Origin of the sequence: Streptomyces sp. NPDC005799, assembly GCF_040630525.1 — a bacterium.
Taxonomy (GTDB): domain Bacteria; phylum Actinomycetota; class Actinomycetes; order Streptomycetales; family Streptomycetaceae; genus Streptomyces; species Streptomyces griseorubiginosus_B.
In genome coordinates, this window is the sequence record NZ_JBEXXQ010000068.1 from 36275 (window position 1) to 52243 (window position 15969).

Consider the following 15969-nt stretch of genomic DNA (forward strand, 5'->3'; position numbering starts at 1 on the left):
CTTCGGGCTCATCGCGTGGATGCACCGCCATCAGTCCCAGCCAGCGGAAGGGGGTGGTGAGTGATGCCCTCGATGAGCTTTCTCCTCACCGGCCGCGACGAACTCTCCCGCCTCCTGGACCGGGCCGGCGACGCGAGTGACCGGCTGGCGCGCCGCCTGTCCCGGCTGGACCAGGACAGCAAGGCGGGCGGCAAGTCGCTCGAGGAGCTGCGGAAGACTGCGCTGCTGCTGGCGCCCGCAGCGATTCCGGCGGCCGCTTCGCTGGCGCCGATCGCCGCCGGGGCGGGCACCGTTGCGGTCGCGGTCGCGGCCATGGGCGCCGCGCTCATCCCGCAGATCTCCGCACTCAGCGACGCTGCGGACGCGCAGAAGAAGTACGACGACTCGGTCCGGAAGAACGGGGCCTCGTCGCAGGAAGCGATCCAGGCGCAGATCCTGTACGCCAAGACCGTGGCCGACTTGCCTGCCCCCACACGGCGGGCGGCGGCCGCCCTGGGAGTGCTGAAGGACGACTACAAGGAGTGGTCCAACAGCCTGGCCGGCGACACGATGGCGCCCTTCATCAAGGGCATCGCCATCACTAACGCCTTGATCCCCAAAACGTCCGGGCTGGTCAAGGCCGCCAGCACCGAGGCCGACCGGTTCGTGACGATCATCGGCGGTGAGATGGCCTCCCCTGGCCTGGACCGCCTCGACGGCAAGTTCACGTCGTTCGCACAGAAGACATTGCGCGGCGTCAACAACGAGATCGTGCACCTGCTGAACGCGGGACAGGGCAAGGACTTCGGCGGCCCGGCCCGGGAGTTCATGGACTGGGCCAAGGCCCAGGGTCCAACCGTGGCGAGTGTCCTGACCAGCGTGGCCACAGCGCTCGTGCACGTGCTGCAGGCTGGCAGCGACGTCGGGGTTGGCCTCCTCCAGGTCGTGAACGTCGTCGCCAGGCTCGCCGACGCGGTGCCCCCCAAGGCCATCGGCCTGTTCCTGCAGCTGGCGTTCGCCCTGAAGGCGACGAAGGCGGCAGCGCTCGCGTTGGCGGCCGGCCGTACCGCGGTGGCCGCGTTCGCCACGCAGATCGTCGCGATGCGGACCGCGGCGGCCGGGACGCCCGGTGCTCTCGCCGGTGCCCGGGCGGCCATCGGCGCCTTGTCGCTCAGCGCGAAAGCGGCGGTCGCCGGAACTGGGATCGGGCTGCTGGTCCTGCTGCTGACGTCTCTGTCACAGAGGAGCAAGAACGCGCCCCCCGACGTCGACAAGCTGACCAACTCGCTCAAGCAGCTGGGCTCCACCGGTCAGGTCACCGGCGAGGCGTCCCGAGCGTTCGGCAAGGACCTGGACGGCCTGTACGCCAAGGTCCGGTCCCTCACCGATCCCAGCACGACCGACAAGATCCAGCAGTTCCTGGTCGGCTGGACCGGGTGGGACTCCACCCCGGTCAAGGACGCCAAGGACAACATCGACTCCGTCGACAAGGCCTTGGCCGGCCTAGTGCAGAACGGCCAGTCGGACCTGGCGGCGGCCGCCCTGAAGCGGCTGATGGCCGAGTACGGCAAGGGCGGCCGGGACACCAGCAAGTTCACCGGTCAGCTCAACGACTACAAGGACGCCCTGTCCGACAGCCGGTTCGAGCAGCAGCTCGCCGCCGACTCGATGGGCGTCTTCGGCGCGCAGGCAAAGTCCGTGCAGCAGAAGCTGGACGCGCAGAAACAGTCGACCGATGGGCTGCGGCAGAGCATCCAGGCCCTCAACGACGCGCAGCGGGCCGGGCTCGGCGGGATGATCGGCTTCGAAGCGAGCATCGACGCCGCTGCGAAGGCAGCCCGCGAGAACGTCGGCGCGCTGTCGATGTCGCACGGGCAGCTCAACCTCAACAGCGAGAAGGCCCGCAACGCGGCCAGCGCGCTGCAGGACCTGGCGTCGAAGACGGACGAGGCCGCGGCAAGCGCGCGCCAGTCCGGCTCGTCGTGGGAGACGGTCAACGGCATCTACAGCCGCGGCCGCGCTCAGCTGATCAAGTCGGCGCAGGCCATGGGCCTGACCAAGAGCCAGGCTGAGCAGCTGGCGTCCCAGATCCTGCAGATCCCGGACAAGACCACCACGGTCACGATGCGGAAGGAGGACGCGCAGCGGGACCTCGAGGCGTTCAACGCGGCGGTCAGGGCCGCTCCGGGGTCGAAGAGCGTCACGCTTAAGACGCTGTCGAAGGCGGCCGAGCAGCTACTGGACGGCTTCGGCCTTAAGGTGCGGCGGCTGCCCAACGGTTCGGTCACCGTCACGGCGAAGACCGGTGCCGCTCTCTCCGCGATCAAGAACGTGAAGGGTGCTGTCGACAGTCTAAAGAGCAAGACCATCGGCATCGGCATCTACAAGACAAAATATCTAAATACGGTCCATAAGGGGCCGAGCATCCCGGGTATCACCCCCTACGCCAGCGGCGGTACGCCGAGGGCCGGGGAGCTCGCCATGGTCGGCGAGGAGGGCCCGGAGCTGGTCGTTTTCGGCAAGGACGCTCGGGTCTTCGACGCCAAGACGACCCAGTCCATGCTGCGCGGCTCCGGCTTCGCGGCCCACAGTGCCAGCAGCTCGGGGGCGGCCGTCGCCCAGGGCCTCGCCGCCGGCATGCTCGGCGCGCAAGGGCAGGTGAACGATGCTGCCCGGGTGATGGCTGGCGCGGTCACGGCCGGCATCCGCGAGGAGCTGGAGATCGCCTCGCCGTCGCGGAAGGCCAAGGCTCTGATGGCCGACGTCGGCAAGGGCATGGTCATCGGTCTGACCGGCACCCAGGCCAAGATCAAGTCGACGGCTGCCGACCTGGCCAAGGACATCCGTACCGCCTTTTCCGGCAAGAAGGAGTCCGGCCTGCTGAAGATGGTCGACCGGGACACGAAGAAGCTCCTGGACCTGGCGGCCAAGCGGGACAAGGTCGCTGCGACGATCGCCGCGGCGAAGGCCTACGCGTCCGACGTCACGAAGAACGCCCGGGAGGGCGCGGGCCTGTCCAACCTCGGCATGGACGCCGACCAGGTCACGGCCGGCGGCATCAAGGCCGGGCTCGCCTCCAAGCTGGCGCAGATCAAGCAGTTCACCCGGTACATCGACATCCTCGCGAAGAGGGGCCTGAACAAGGGGCTGCTCCGGCAGATCCTCAACATGGGGCCCGAGGCCGGGTACGCCTACGCCAGCGCGCTGGCCGGCGCGGACAAGACCACCTTCAAGACGGTCAACTCGCTGCAGTCGCAGCTGGACTCGGCGACCACGACCCTGGGCAAGTCCGGCGCCGACAAGCTGTACGACTCCGGCAAGAACGCCAGCAAAGGCTTCCTCACCGGCCTGCTCTCCGAGGAGAAGAACCTCGAGAAGACCATGGAGCGCCTCGCCAAGAGCATGCAGAAGTCCCTGCGCAACGCTCTCGGCATCAAGTCCCCGGCAACCAAGGTTGTCCCGGACGGGATCAACACCGCCCGCGGCGTGGCCAAGGGCGTCCTGGCCGGCCTGCCCTACGTCGACCGCGCCATGGACACCCTGGCCGGCCGGGTGATCGGACGCGCGGCCATCGCGCCGACGGCGGGCAGGGCCGCGGTCATGCGGGGCGGGGCGGGCCAGGTCATGCAGGTCCAGGTCGACATCCACGACGCCATGGACCCGGTGGCGGTCGGCCGGGAGCTGCAGCGCGTGCTGCTCATGTTGAAGAGGACGCAGGGACTCAACGTCTCGCTGGGGGTGGGGTAGTTGGCGCTGTTGGTGGAGATGGGCTGGGGCGGCCTGGTACAGGCCCCCGACACCATCACGTGGACCGACATCAGCCAGTACGTGGACCAGGTGAAACGGGGGGTGACGATCACCCGGGGCGCGTCCGACGAGTTGTCGGAGACACAGCCCGGATCGGCCACCCTCCTCCTGGACAACACTGATGGCCGCTTCACCCCGGGCAACGCGGCCAGTCCCTACTACCCGTTCGTCCGGCGCAATGCGCCAATCCGGATCAGCGTTGCGTTCATCCCGACTCAGTCCGGGTCGGCGCCTTACCCGCTCGAGCAGCTCGGCGACGACTTCGACGACGGCCGGATCAACACCACCCGGTGGTCGGGCAACTTCGGGACCGTGAGCGAGACCGGCGGCCGAGCTCGCATCAGCGCCATCGCCGGAACCTCCAGCGGCTTCTTGTCGGCCCGCCAGTGGCGGCTGCAGGGCAGCAGCACCACCGTGCGCCTGGCGACGGTCCCGGCCGGCGGCACAAACGCCCGCACCTCGTACATGGTCAACGCCATCACGTCAGGAACGCGGGTCGGCTTCGAGTACAACGCCACCACCGGAAACCTGGCGTGCAAATCCGACGTCGGATTCTCCGACGGGGCGCAGGTCAACCTCACGTACAGCGCCATCGATCACGCGTGGCTGCGAGTGCGCGAGACGTCGGGGACCGTCTACTGGGAGACGTCGGGAGACGGGTACTCCTGGACCGTGCGCCGCTCCCTGGCGACACCCGCCTGGGTGGGCACCGACCAGGTCGCCCTGGCCATCGGCGCCACCCGCGACTCCGGCACCACCGACTTCGCCGAGTACGACCTCGTCGGCGCCATCGTCAAGCCCAGATTCTGGGGCATGGTCAACGAGTTCCCCGTCGACTGGGAAGGCTTGTCCTCCACCGTCACGATCTCGTGCACGGATCTCTTCAAGCGGCTCAACCGGCTTCCCGTGCTGCGGTCCATGCTGACCGAGGAGATCTCGACTTTCCTGCCCACGGCGTACTACCCGCTGACCGAGTCCGACGACGCCACCAGCGCCGGTGACATCTCTGGTACTGGTCTGCCGTCCATGGCTATCACGCAGGCCGGATCCGGCGGCACGCTCACCATGGGCACCGACACCGGGCCAGCCGCCACCGGCGACAGCACTCCGACACTCACTCCGTCCTCCGCGACCGCCGGGAAGTACTTGAGCGTCGACCTGGGCGCGACGGTCCAGCAGCAGCTGACGACCAACACCTTCGGAGTCGAGGGCTGGTTCAAAACGACCACCACGGGCCGGGCCATCCTCAGCCTGTACTCGCCCAGCCTGCAGTGCGTGCAGGTCGTGTCCCTCTCGGCCACCGGCGCCCTGCAGATCGAGTGGACCGACTCGGGGTCCAGCACCCTGACCGTGGAAACCATCGCCGGCACCTCGGGGCTGAACGACGGGAACTGGCACCACTTCGCGTGGGACCAGAGCCTGAGCGGAAACGTCTCCGTCGACGGCGTCAACGTCGATGCCTCCGTTCCCGTCACCGACGGCTTCGACCAGCAGCTCCTGCACATCGGCGGCTACCGCGGCACACGCCTGTGGTCCGGCTCCATCGCGCACGTCGCCCTGTACGCACGCAGCACGACCGGCAGCGTCATGGCCACCCACTACGACGTCGGTCAGAACGGCGCAGCGGGCGAAACCGCCGATACACGGATCGACCGACTGTGCGCCTACGCAGGCCTGCTCACCACCATCATCGAGGGCAGCACCTTCGACCCGATCGCCTCCCAAGGCCCCGGCGGGACCGGTGTGGTGGCGCGGATGCGCGAGGTGGAAAGCACCGAGTCCGCGAGACTGTTCGCGGCGCGCGACGCGTATGTGATGGTTTTCCAGTCCCGGGACCTGCGCTACAACCCGGCTCCGAGCGGGGAGGCGTTCACCATCGCCTACGCCGACCTGGAGACCACAAGCGTCGAGCTGGCCGACGACGACCAGAAGATGGTCAACAGCATCGAGGCATCCCGCCCGGGCGGCGCCACACAGAAGGTGACCGCCCCGTCCTCGGTCCTGGCGTTCGGGGTCTACGACCCCGGCGCCCTGTCCATCCTCAAGACCACGGACAACAAGGTGTTGGACGCCGCGTACTGGCGGGTGTCCCGTTACGCCAACCCCAGCGTCGAGTTGCGTGAGGTGCCGATTGAGGCGTTCACGATGCCCAACTACCTGAACATCCTCGACGCCGACATCAGCTCGTACTTCTCCGTGACCAGCCTGCCCACGCAGGCGCCAGCGTCTTCGACGCGGGTCACCGTCGAGGGCTACACGGAGACGATCAAGAACAGCAGTCACTTGATCCAGTTCCACACCTCGGCCACGAGCACCGACTCCGTCTGGGTTTTGGACGACCCGGTCTACAGCGTTCTGGACTCCGCCACCCGCCTCGCCTACTGATAGGGGGCACTGCCGTGGCCATCGCCGTTGTGCGTGCCGAGACGTTCTACACGCCGCCGCCCAACATGCCTGCCGACTCCTGGGCGGGCGTCCCCGCCGCCGAGTTGGTGTGGCGCTGGTACGAGGTCAGGATGGGCCGCCGCGCCACCCCGCCCGAGGACCCGGTCGACGAGGTCTACTTCGCGCGGATCAACCAGAACCGGTGGATCGCCGACTGCAGCAGCTGCGGATCAGCCGCCGTCATCTCGCCGGCAGACCCGCGCTACGCCTGCACCGAGTGCGGCTGGGGCTGGTGCGGGATCACCTTCCCTGCTGACGCCGCCGCCGTCGAGGCGAGCCTGATGGGGCTCAAGCCGGCGTTGCGGAACTGGTGGAGCGACGTCGACCCAGCCAACCCCAACCCGCCCGCAGGGCCGCCGATCCCGGACCCGCCGGACCCCAAGAAGGTGGTGTGAGGTGACGTTCGCCCCGCGCACGTGGGTGGTCGGTGAGGTGGTCTCCGCCGCGCTGATGAACCAGGAGATCCGCGATCAATGGAACACCGTCCTCGGCGCCTGGACGCCCTACACGCCGACGTTGGGATCGAGCGGTACCGCACCCGTGCTGGGCAACGGCACGCTCACCGGCCAGTACATGAAGATCGGCCGTACCGTGCACATGAGCCTCACTCTCACGGTCGGCTCCTCCACCACGTTCGGCAGCGGGAACCTGAACTTCACCCTGCCGGTCACCGGGGCCAGCGTCTCGGGCGGCACCGCGCTGAACGCCAGCGTCTCCCGGACGGGCACCCAGAACTTCATCATGGGCGCCATCCCCCTCACCAACAACGCGGTCAACACCAGCACGATCTGGTTCGCGTCGACCAGCACAGCCGGCGACTGGGACGCCTGGACCGCATCCGCCCCCTGGACCCTCGCGGCCAGCGACATCGTCCGCGTATGGGGCAGCTACCAAGCCGCCTCCTGACCCACGCCACCCCCCGTACGCCCCGCCTGCTGGCCGGGGCTTTCGTCATTTCTGGAGGAGATCACCATGCCTGTGCGAGCGAAGTTCCTGTGCCGCAGCGTCGAACAGACCAGCCCCGAGCCCGTCGACGTGATGCGCTACGACAGCGGCAGCCCGGAGCCGACCGGTGAGAAGACCTGGCCACGCACCTTCCGCTTCAACGCCGTCTACGACACGTCGATCCCCGAGGACCAGCGGTACGCCAAGTACACGCCGTCCGGCGAGCTGAAGATCCAGGTGGACAACCCGGCCGTCAGCTTCGAGCCGGGCAAGCAGTACTACCTGGACTTCACCCCGGCTGACGAGGCGGCGAGCGCCTGATGGCCACCCCCCTCACTGCCACGCAGATGCTCGCCGCACTGAAGGCCGAAGGCCTCACGGTGCACGAGCACGCCAGCTGGAAGACCCACAACCGCGACGGCGCCACCGGGAAGACCTTCGGTCCCGTGATCGGCGTACTGATCCACCACACCGCCGGCCACAACGACAAGGAGATCTGCTACAACGGCAGATCGGACCTGCCCGGCCCACTGTGTCACGCCTGGCTGGGCAAGGCGGACGGCCTGTGGATGATCGCCAACGGCCGCGCCAACCACGCCGGGCTGGTCGACCTCGACGTCCTCAACGCCCTGCGCGCCGAGGCCTCGCCGCTGCCACACGACGACCAGGCCAACGCCGACGGCAACGACGTCCTGTACGGCCTGGAGATCGAGAACCTCGGCACCGGCAAGGACCCCTACCCGGACGCCCAGTACCGCCAGGCCGTGCTGTGGGCCGCCGCGATCTGCCGCGCCCACGGCTGGACGGAGAAGTCGGTCGCCGGGCACAAGGAGGTCCAGCCCGGAAAGATCGACCCCAGCTTCGACATGGACAACTTCCGCGCCGACGTGAAGAAGCAGCTCGCCAGCAAGCCGCAGGCGGGCGGCACTCCCACCACGCCGAGCAAGCCGAGCGCGGCCCGCGTCGACCTGTCCCAGCTCATCGCCGCGGCGCAGACCGACCCCGGCGCCAAGCAGGGCCACGTCACCTACATGGCCGGCACCAACCTCGTCGAGGCCGCCCTGGTCAAGCTCGGCTACCTCGCCAAGACCTACGCCGGCGACGGCTCGTTCGGCTCGACCACCGTCACGGCCTACGCCGAGTGGCAGTACCACCTCGGCTACCGCGGTGCTGAGGCCGACGGCATCCCCGGCAAGACGTCCCTCGCCGCACTCGGCTCGAAGACCGGCCTGTTCATCGTCGTCGCCTGACCCTTCCCCCGGCGCGCCTCCCGGCCGCCGTTCACCACCGACAGAGAGAGGCCACGATGCCTGCCCTGTTCATCTCCACCATGAGAACCGTCGTCCCGTTCGTCGCTGGGTGGCTGCTCACCCTGCTGGTCAAGGCCGGCATCACCATCGACTCCGAGCGGGTGACGTACGTCGTCACCCTCGTCCTGGTCGTCGCCTACTACCTGGCCTTCCGGCTGCTCGAGGTCCTCGGAACGAAGCTGCGCGGCAGCAAGCTGCAGACCATCGCGGGCGTCCTGCTCGGCTGGGCCCGGCCGCCGCAGTACCCGAACGTCGACAACGCCCTGCCCCCGCTGACCGGCTACCGCAGCGAGACCCGCACGGAGTGACAGCGGCCGCAGACCACGGCCGCCTTCACCATCGACCACCAGGAGGGGCGCGTGGACGCTGCCACCGTCAGTGCCATCGGGACCATCGCCGTTGGGCTGGCCGCAGCGATAGGCGCGCTCGTCGGTAAACGGGGTGAGAACCGGGTCGGTGCCACCGGCCAGGTCCTCATCTCCTACGACTCGCTCGTCAACCAGCTGCAGGAAGAGCGGAACGCCGCGGTCACCAAGCTCGCCGAGACCGAGCAGCGCCTGACCGCGGCCTACGCCGAGCTCGCCAGCGAGCGGGCGGACAAGGCCGCGCTGCACACGCAGATCGCCGAACTCACCGCCGAGAAGGCCCGGCTGCTGCAGCGCATCACCGATCTGGGAGGGCAACCCCCGTGACCCGCGTACAAGCACAGAGCGCACTCACCCAGCGGTGGCGCTCGTTGGCCGTGGCCGCCGTGCTCCTGGTCCTCGGCGGCGCGGTCGTCCTGGTGTGGCTGCGCATCACCACCGAAGCCCACCGGGCGGATGCCCTCGAGGCGGAAGCCAATAGGAGGGGCGAGGCCGTCACCACCCTGGCCTCCGACGTCCGCGTGCTGCGCGCCCAGATCACAGCCAGGGGCGGCACCCCCGCAGCGCCCGACCCGTCACGCGCCGTCGACAACCTGCCCGACCGCGCGAAGGTCCCAGTCCCCATCCCGGGCCCCACCGGCGCCACCGGGCCGCGCGGTCCGCGGGGCCTGCCGGGCCAGGCCGCGCCTACCATCACCCCCTCTCCTGGGGCATCCGGAGCGTCGGGAGCGCCCGGCGAGGCCGGAGCGCCGGGCAAGGACGGAACGAACGGGACGGACGGCAAGGACGGAGCTCCCGGACAGCCGCCAGTGAGCTGGACGTGGCAGTACGGCGGCGTGACCTACACCTGCCGCCGGGCGGACGACTTCGCCCCGGACAACCCTCGATACACCTGCCTGTCCGACAGCCCGAGCCCCACCCCATCGGACACTCCACCAGGCGGCGGTTCGTCCAGCCCGCTCGCCGCGGGCCTTGACCCCACACGCCGCGAGTACACGTGAGGGTTCCATCCTCCGTAGCTCCTTGGCACTGGGTGTGTCTGAAGGTCCATCGCACTTGCAGAAGGGCCCCCTCCCGCCTCGGCGGGAGGGGGCCCTTTCGTCATCCCGTCTGCCATCGGCTCGTAGGCTCGCGGCGTGGAAACAATCGTGTTCGACGTCGGCGAGACGATCACCAGAGATGACCGGTACTGGGCGCTGTGGGCCGACTGGCTCGGGATCCCTCACCACACGCTCTCGGCCCTGGTCGGCGCAGTTGTGGCGCAAGGCCGCGACAACGCTGACGCGCTCCGCCTCGCTCGGCCTGGAATCGACATTGAAGCCGAGCGCGCGGCGCGGGAAGCTGGCGGCCATGGTGAGGCTCTCGATGAGAGCGACCTGTACGACGACGTCCGGCCAGCGCTCAACTGGCTCCGACGGCATGGGATCCGCGTCATCATCGCAGGCAACCAAACGGAGCGCGCCGCCCAGCTGCTGCGCTCCCTGGAACTGCCGGCCGACCTGATCGTCACGTCGGGTGAGTGGGGAGTTGCGAAGCCGCAGCCGGAGTTCTTCCAGCGCGTCCTGGAGGTGGCTCAGGCCGCGCCGCACGAGACGGTGTACGTCGGCGATCACCCGGCGAACGACTTGTTCCCGGCGAAGGAGGCCGGCCTGCGTGCGGTGCACCTCCGACGCGGCCCGTGGGGGCATCTGTGGGCGGACGACCCGGAAGTGGTGGCGGCGGCGGACTGGCGGATCGACTCGCTGCTGCAGCTGACGACAATCCTCAAGGACTGATCGTTCACACCTAGACGATGTGGAGGCGCGTGGTGGTTAATTACTTCAGTCACCACCGCCACCGAAGGCGCGGGAAACGAACTATCCGGAACCGCTTGCATCCGCGCCTTCATGTCCAAGCCCTGGACCGGCCATTGCCCGGTGGATCGAGGCTAAGGGAGAGGTCCCCATCCGCTTGGGGTAGTGATTACTGAAAAATTTTGCTGTGCAATTTTCGGCAAATGGAAGCCATGTATCCCATAGCGATCTATATAATTATTGCAGTCAGACGTGAAAGAGGCCTTTACGGTCGCAGGCGAGCCAAGAACCCCAACGAGGTTCCAGATGGGGCGTTTACCAGCAGAGACGTCAACGCACAGGTCCCGATCTGCACCGTTCGAGCCGTCCCAAGACATCTCGATAGCATGCACGTCTGGATCCGTAGTGCCGAATGTGACCACGGAATTACCCAAAACGCTGGCTGCATTCGGAGACCAGGGAGTAGCATCGTCGAGCTGGGTGATACTATGGATTGGAGCTGGCGCAATACTCTCCGAAGCATGGAGGTTGGCGGCAGTAGCGGCGCCGCCTGCACTCAATATCGTGACGGCCGTCGCGAGACCCACAGCAGCAATCGTTTTTGACCGATTAATAGACGGTCGCATATTTTCCCCTCATCTCGGTTTTGGAGATTAATATCTTATGAGCCCGACTGGGCGGCAGATAGAGCCAAATGCCCTCACCTGTGTTCCGCGTAATTCAGGGTTTCTGGAGTACCTTCCGGGCTGAATATGTACCCATGAGGGTTCAGGGCGGCTTCAAGTTCCCGGTAGGAGTGGGCTGTCGGTGATGCCCCAGATCCAGAGGGCGTGTTCGGGTGCGTCCCGGATGGCCCGGGTGGTCTTGGCGATGTTGTCGGCTCCGAGCAGTCGCAGCCTGCCGATGGCCAGGTTCCGCAGAGCGGCTATCGCCCGCGGTGCGCTGCCGGTGTGGACGGTGGAGGCGTCCTCGGCGAACACCACATCTCTGACGTGGTGGCTGGAGTTTTCGATTCCCCAGTGCCCGCGCACGTATCTGCCCAGCTCAGCAGGGCTGGCCTGGTGGGTGTCGAGGCTGGTGACGGCGTAGACCGTCTCCCGGGTCTGCCGCTTGCCGCTCTCCTGGCGGCGCCGGTGGATGCGCAGGGCCAGCCGTGCTTCCGGGAAGGCGATCCCGCCCAGGTTCGCCGCGATGGCCATGGTCTTGACCGAGCGGGACTCCCGCCGCCCGTGCCCGGCCTGGGAGACGGTGTGCGCCATGGGCACCTCCTCCCACGGCAGGGCCTTGAGCTGGGCCGATGCGGTCGGCTGATTGTCCTTGATCACCGCGATGTAGTGGGCTTTCTTCTCCTGCACCAGCCAGCGCACCTGGTCCTTGACGCTGTGCAGGGCGTCGAAGGTGACCACGGTGGCGGCCAGGTCGAGTGGTTGAAGCAGCGGGCGGAAGGCTGCCGTCTCGTTGGTCTTGGCCCCCACCTCCCGCTGGGCCAGGGTGATGGTGGGGGCGTGGGTGACGGCGGCGCTGGGTTGGGTGCGCGGAGCCGGACAGTGCCTTGCCGTCCACCGCGATCGCCGGCCGCGACGCCGGGCCGGTGATGGCGACGCCGGTGTGGTCGCGTTCGGCCAGGTAGGCGCCGATCACGTCGTCCAGCACATCGCCGTCGAGGGCGGCCAGGAGCCGGGTGAGGGTGGCATGGGACGGGGCGCGGCGGCGTCCGGGCAGGTGGGGGCGGATGCCGAGCTGTTCCAGCACCGTGGTGGTGGCGCGCTGGCCCCACTCGGTGATCTCGGTGATGGTCCGGGCGCCGGAGACGACTGCGCAGGCGCAGACCAGCAGCAGGCCGATCAGGGGATACCACCGCCCGCAGCGCGACCGCGGGTCGGGTACGCGCTGGAGGTGGACGCGCAGGCGGCCGGTGTCGTGCGGGTGAAGGGGCCCCAGTCTCACCAGGACGGCAGAGATCGGGGAGGATGGAACAGCAGGCACGGGACCTCAATGCGATCAACTGGCGTAGACACCCTGATGATCACCGGTCTCGTGCCTGTGCTGTTACCGCGTCAACCCCCGCCCCACACGGACGATCTACGCGATCCCGGAACTTGCAACCGCCCTGGGCGCTGATGCCCCTTGGTTTCCTGACCACGCTTTTGGTGCTGGCTGCGCCGAGTGGGCCTGGCGATCAGCCCGATCTTTGGCTGCCGAGTTCTCTAACCGCATGGGTTTGCGCCTTCACTACCAGATTGTCGACGCTGAGGATCCGCTCCCGCACTAGGAGTTGTTAGCGAACGCTTCTGCCGGGATTCCCGGGTTGTGCGCTCCGCGTCCACGCGTCCCCTCGGCAAGTCAGTTCACGTACACGCTGCGTTTGGGTGCGAGTACGGTTCGGAGTGGACGCACCGAACGGGAGCAGCATGCCCACCAACACTCCGCGCGAGGTAGGCCAGAGAATCGCCATCCTCCGGCGCGCGAAACGCATGACCCAGGCCGACCTCGCCCGCGTTGCCTTCGTCTCTCACGCAACCATCCGCGCCATCGAGCGGGGCGGACGTTCACCCAGCGATGACACCCTCGACTCCATCGCAGCTGCCCTTGGTGTGGACCCCAGCCGCATCGTCACAGGCAACACCCGCACCGACAGCCGCGTGCACGCCGCCATCCCCGCCATCTCAGCAGCGATCGCCTCCTACGACGTCCCCACCGACGCACCCGAGCGGCCACTGCCTGAACTACGCGACGCCGTACAGCAGCTGATGGACTGGCGGCTCGGCGCCCAGTACGCCCGCATCGCCAAGCATGCGCCAGTTCTCCTCGACGACGTGCTCTGCACCCTGCACCACTCAACGGGCGCCGGCCGCTTGGAGGCCGCGCAGCTGGTCGCCTCAACCGCGCGCGCGGCAGACGCCGTGGCCTTCAAGTACGGGTACCGTGACTTGTCCGCGCGGCTGGTCGACCTCATGCGGTGGGCCGCCCAGCAGACCGAAGATCCGTTGACGGAGGCCGCGGCAGCGTACGTCCGCACCGAGACATTCTTCGTGGCACGCGCCCACACCGCAGGCCTGCGCGCCCTCGAGCAGGCGATCGACGCCAGCCCGTCCACGAACGGTCGCGCCGCACGCGCGAGCCGCGGCGCCCTGCACATGAGGGCCGCCGTAATCGCCGGCCGGTCCGGAAACGCCGACGCCGCCACCGCCCATCTGCAGGAGGCCCGACAGTTCGGCGACATGTTGCCCGAAGCCGAATACAACGGCACGGCCTTCGGTCCAGACTCTGTGCGGGCACACGAGGTGTCGGTGGCCGTGAGCCTCGGCCAAGACCATGTACAGATGGCTCTGAACGTGGCGAAGGAGTGGACACCTCCCACCGATCTACCCGCCGAGCGGCAGTCCGGGTTCTGGATCGAGCTGGCGCGCGCGCAACTGTGGGCGGGACGTGGGGACGACGCTTTCGAGTCGTTGAAAGTCGCCCGGTTGATTGCCCCCCAGCACACGCGGGAGCACCCATGGGCTCGAGAGACTGCCGCGACGCTCCGACGGTTGAAGCGTTCCGACGCGGAGACGCTGACGAGCTTCGCCGAGTGGATCGGCATCGTCTGAGATCTCTTCCCGGCAGGTGCTACAAGGTGTAGCACTTATGCCCCTTGCCCGGGTCCATGCTCTGTCTGTCCGCGAGAACAGGCAGATGGGAGCAGGGGATGAGCGACGTCGACGTCGTGCAACCGATTCGCGTCGAAGGACCGGTGAGCATCGCACGTCTCCATGGCCGCGCCTGCTGGGACTGCGGGGCCGTCGCCCGGACCTTGCGCCCGGCGGGGCGTGTGCAGGCAGCTGGGCGCGACCGTGTGTGGGAGATCGCTTCGTGCGGCTGCAAGGCCGGGGCGGTGGCGTCGTGAGCGAGGACATCACAGCCGTGACCGATCGGCTCGCTGTGCTCACGCTCCCCCCGATCGGACGTCTCACTGAGCAGCAGGTCCGCGGTATCACGTGCGTGTGGGACGGGGCCCCGCTCCGTAACGGCGCTGCTGTGGACCTCGGCGCTCAGTCGGCGACCCGGGCCGGCGCGGACGTGGCCTGGTACCCGCGGGCATGCGGCCGCGCCTGTGTGAACAGAGCGGCGCTTGCACAACTGCACGCGCATGCGCCGGGCTGCGACGAGTGCCGTCACCAGGGTGGCCGCCCGTGCAGCACGGGGCTGGCCTTGATCCGTCTGATGCGGGAGTACCGGCCGTGACCGTCATGACCGTCGAGTCGACGGCGTTGGAGATGCTTCCGCTGCCTCGCGTGGCCACCCTTGGTGCTCCGCGTCGAGACGGGCAAGTGTGCGTGTGGTGCAGCGGTGAAGCCGCAATCGATCTCGGCCCGCGCATCGGCGAGGTGCGCGGATACCTCGAGCGGTTCCTGCCCCGCGCTTGCCTTGCCTGCGCGTCCCGGGAAGCCGGACGTGTGTACGGCATCCACGTGCGCCAGTGCCGCCGGTGCGGTGGCGGCCAGTACTGCCCTGATGGACGCGCTCTGGACGCCTTCGCACATCGGCCTGCGGCCACTGTCATCCGTACAGCAAGACAGCGTGGTGAGCTCCCCGATGCCAGCCTTGACGCCGATCGGGCCAGCAGCGGGTGAAGCGGCGGCCGCCCCCGCGTCCCCCGTCGGGGGCGGCCGTCTCGGGGGCTCGTCGCCGAGGCAATGCTCTGGCGGCGGGTCACCGCACAAGGTCGGCAAGCGGGACGCCGATCGCGTCAGCGATGCGGATCAGCGTGTCCAGGAGCGGCGAGGAGTGGCCCTGCTCGATGCGGCTGTAGGTCGCGACATCGATTCCGGACCGCTCGCAGACATCGAGCTGCGTCAGGTCATGGTGTTCGCGCACGTGGCGGATCCGTTCCCCTACCTGGCGGCGGCGGGCGATGACCCGGTCGTCGGGCGGGGTGGGACGTGGCACGCGTCCACGCTCCCGACGTCATGATCGAAAAGGATTAGGGTCGACCCTAATTTATGTGATCTTGGAGTGGGGTGGAGATCCAAGCGGAGCGCCCCCCTCCACGTACGGCCCTCTCGTACCTGCTCCCCAGGCGGTTGAGAGGGACCGCGGCGCCCCCGCCCCGTGCGGGGGCGCTGTCATGTCTGGAGATTGCGGACAGGCCGTTTCCTACTCACCCCGCGGGTGGCCTGCTGGAGATCGCCAAGGTCGTGTGGCCACGGCCAAACAGAGGCTCAGTAGCCGACATTGAGCGACACCGAACAGCATCGAACGGCACGCTTTTGTCCCGATTTTCAGCATCGCCGCAGGTCACAGTATGGCTAGAAAACTGGTTCGAGTCCCGTCACTCACCCT

Annotated in this window: 13 protein-coding genes and 1 pseudogene; 11 read left to right on the forward strand and 3 right to left on the reverse strand. The window is 68.2% G+C overall.

What is annotated here, in order from left to right:
* Positions 1-72: 72 nt before the first annotated feature.
* The 10 genes from ABZ453_RS43550 (at position 73) to ABZ453_RS43595 (ending at position 10626) form a co-directional block, all read left to right on the forward strand.
* Entirely contained in the window at positions 73-3726 is a 3654-nt protein-coding gene (locus ABZ453_RS43550; protein WP_359024395.1) for a hypothetical protein, read from the forward strand.
* Positions 3727-6171: a hypothetical protein gene (locus ABZ453_RS43555; protein ID WP_359024397.1), complete on the forward strand. Its 2445-nt coding sequence runs from the start codon at positions 3727-3729 to the stop codon at positions 6169-6171.
* A gap of 14 nt (positions 6172-6185) precedes the next feature.
* Positions 6186-6626, forward strand: a complete 441-nt coding sequence (locus ABZ453_RS43560) for a hypothetical protein (RefSeq protein WP_359024399.1) — start codon at positions 6186-6188, stop codon at positions 6624-6626.
* Between the two features lies 1 nt (position 6627).
* Complete coding sequence (locus ABZ453_RS43565; RefSeq protein ID WP_359024401.1) at positions 6628-7137, forward strand: hypothetical protein; 510 nt, start codon at positions 6628-6630, stop codon at positions 7135-7137.
* Positions 7138-7203: 66 nt separating this feature from the next.
* Complete coding sequence (locus tag ABZ453_RS43570) at positions 7204-7497, forward strand: hypothetical protein (RefSeq protein ID WP_359024403.1); 294 nt, start codon at positions 7204-7206, stop codon at positions 7495-7497.
* Positions 7497-8426: an N-acetylmuramoyl-L-alanine amidase gene (locus tag ABZ453_RS43575; protein ID WP_359024405.1), complete on the forward strand. Its 930-nt coding sequence runs from the start codon at positions 7497-7499 to the stop codon at positions 8424-8426. Before ABZ453_RS43570 ends, ABZ453_RS43575 begins: the two co-directional genes overlap by 1 nt.
* Before the next feature lie 56 nt (positions 8427-8482).
* Positions 8483-8794: a hypothetical protein gene (locus ABZ453_RS43580; protein ID WP_359024407.1), complete on the forward strand. Its 312-nt coding sequence runs from the start codon at positions 8483-8485 to the stop codon at positions 8792-8794.
* Between the two features lie 51 nt (positions 8795-8845).
* Positions 8846-9178, forward strand: coding sequence for a hypothetical protein (locus ABZ453_RS43585; RefSeq protein WP_359024409.1), 333 nt, complete (start codon positions 8846-8848; stop codon positions 9176-9178).
* A complete protein-coding gene (locus ABZ453_RS43590; protein ID WP_359024411.1) occupies positions 9175-9852 on the forward strand; it encodes a collagen-like protein in 678 nt (225 codons plus the stop codon). The genes ABZ453_RS43585 and ABZ453_RS43590 overlap by 4 nt, the downstream gene beginning before the upstream one ends.
* A gap of 135 nt (positions 9853-9987) precedes the next feature.
* A complete protein-coding gene (locus ABZ453_RS43595; protein WP_359024413.1) occupies positions 9988-10626 on the forward strand; it encodes an HAD family hydrolase in 639 nt (212 codons plus the stop codon).
* Between the two features lie 797 nt (positions 10627-11423).
* Here the strand turns inward: ABZ453_RS43595 and ABZ453_RS43600 are convergent.
* Together ABZ453_RS43600 and ABZ453_RS43605 are read right to left on the reverse strand one after the other, a co-directional pair.
* Positions 11424-12119, reverse strand: coding sequence for an ISAs1 family transposase (locus tag ABZ453_RS43600; protein WP_359024415.1), 696 nt, complete (start codon positions 12117-12119; stop codon positions 11424-11426).
* A gap of 211 nt (positions 12120-12330) precedes the next feature.
* Positions 12331-12630, reverse strand: a pseudogene (locus ABZ453_RS43605) (transposase family protein); the annotation flags it as partial.
* A gap of 425 nt (positions 12631-13055) precedes the next feature.
* Here ABZ453_RS43605 and ABZ453_RS43610 point away from each other — a divergent pair.
* Complete coding sequence (locus ABZ453_RS43610; protein ID WP_359024417.1) at positions 13056-14237, forward strand: helix-turn-helix transcriptional regulator; 1182 nt, start codon at positions 13056-13058, stop codon at positions 14235-14237.
* Between the two features lie 1102 nt (positions 14238-15339).
* On the opposite strand, the gene ABZ453_RS43615 is transcribed toward ABZ453_RS43610, so the two are convergent.
* Positions 15340-15576, reverse strand: a complete 237-nt coding sequence (locus ABZ453_RS43615; RefSeq protein WP_359024419.1) for a helix-turn-helix transcriptional regulator — start codon at positions 15574-15576, stop codon at positions 15340-15342.
* Between the last annotated feature and the right edge of the window lie 393 nt (positions 15577-15969).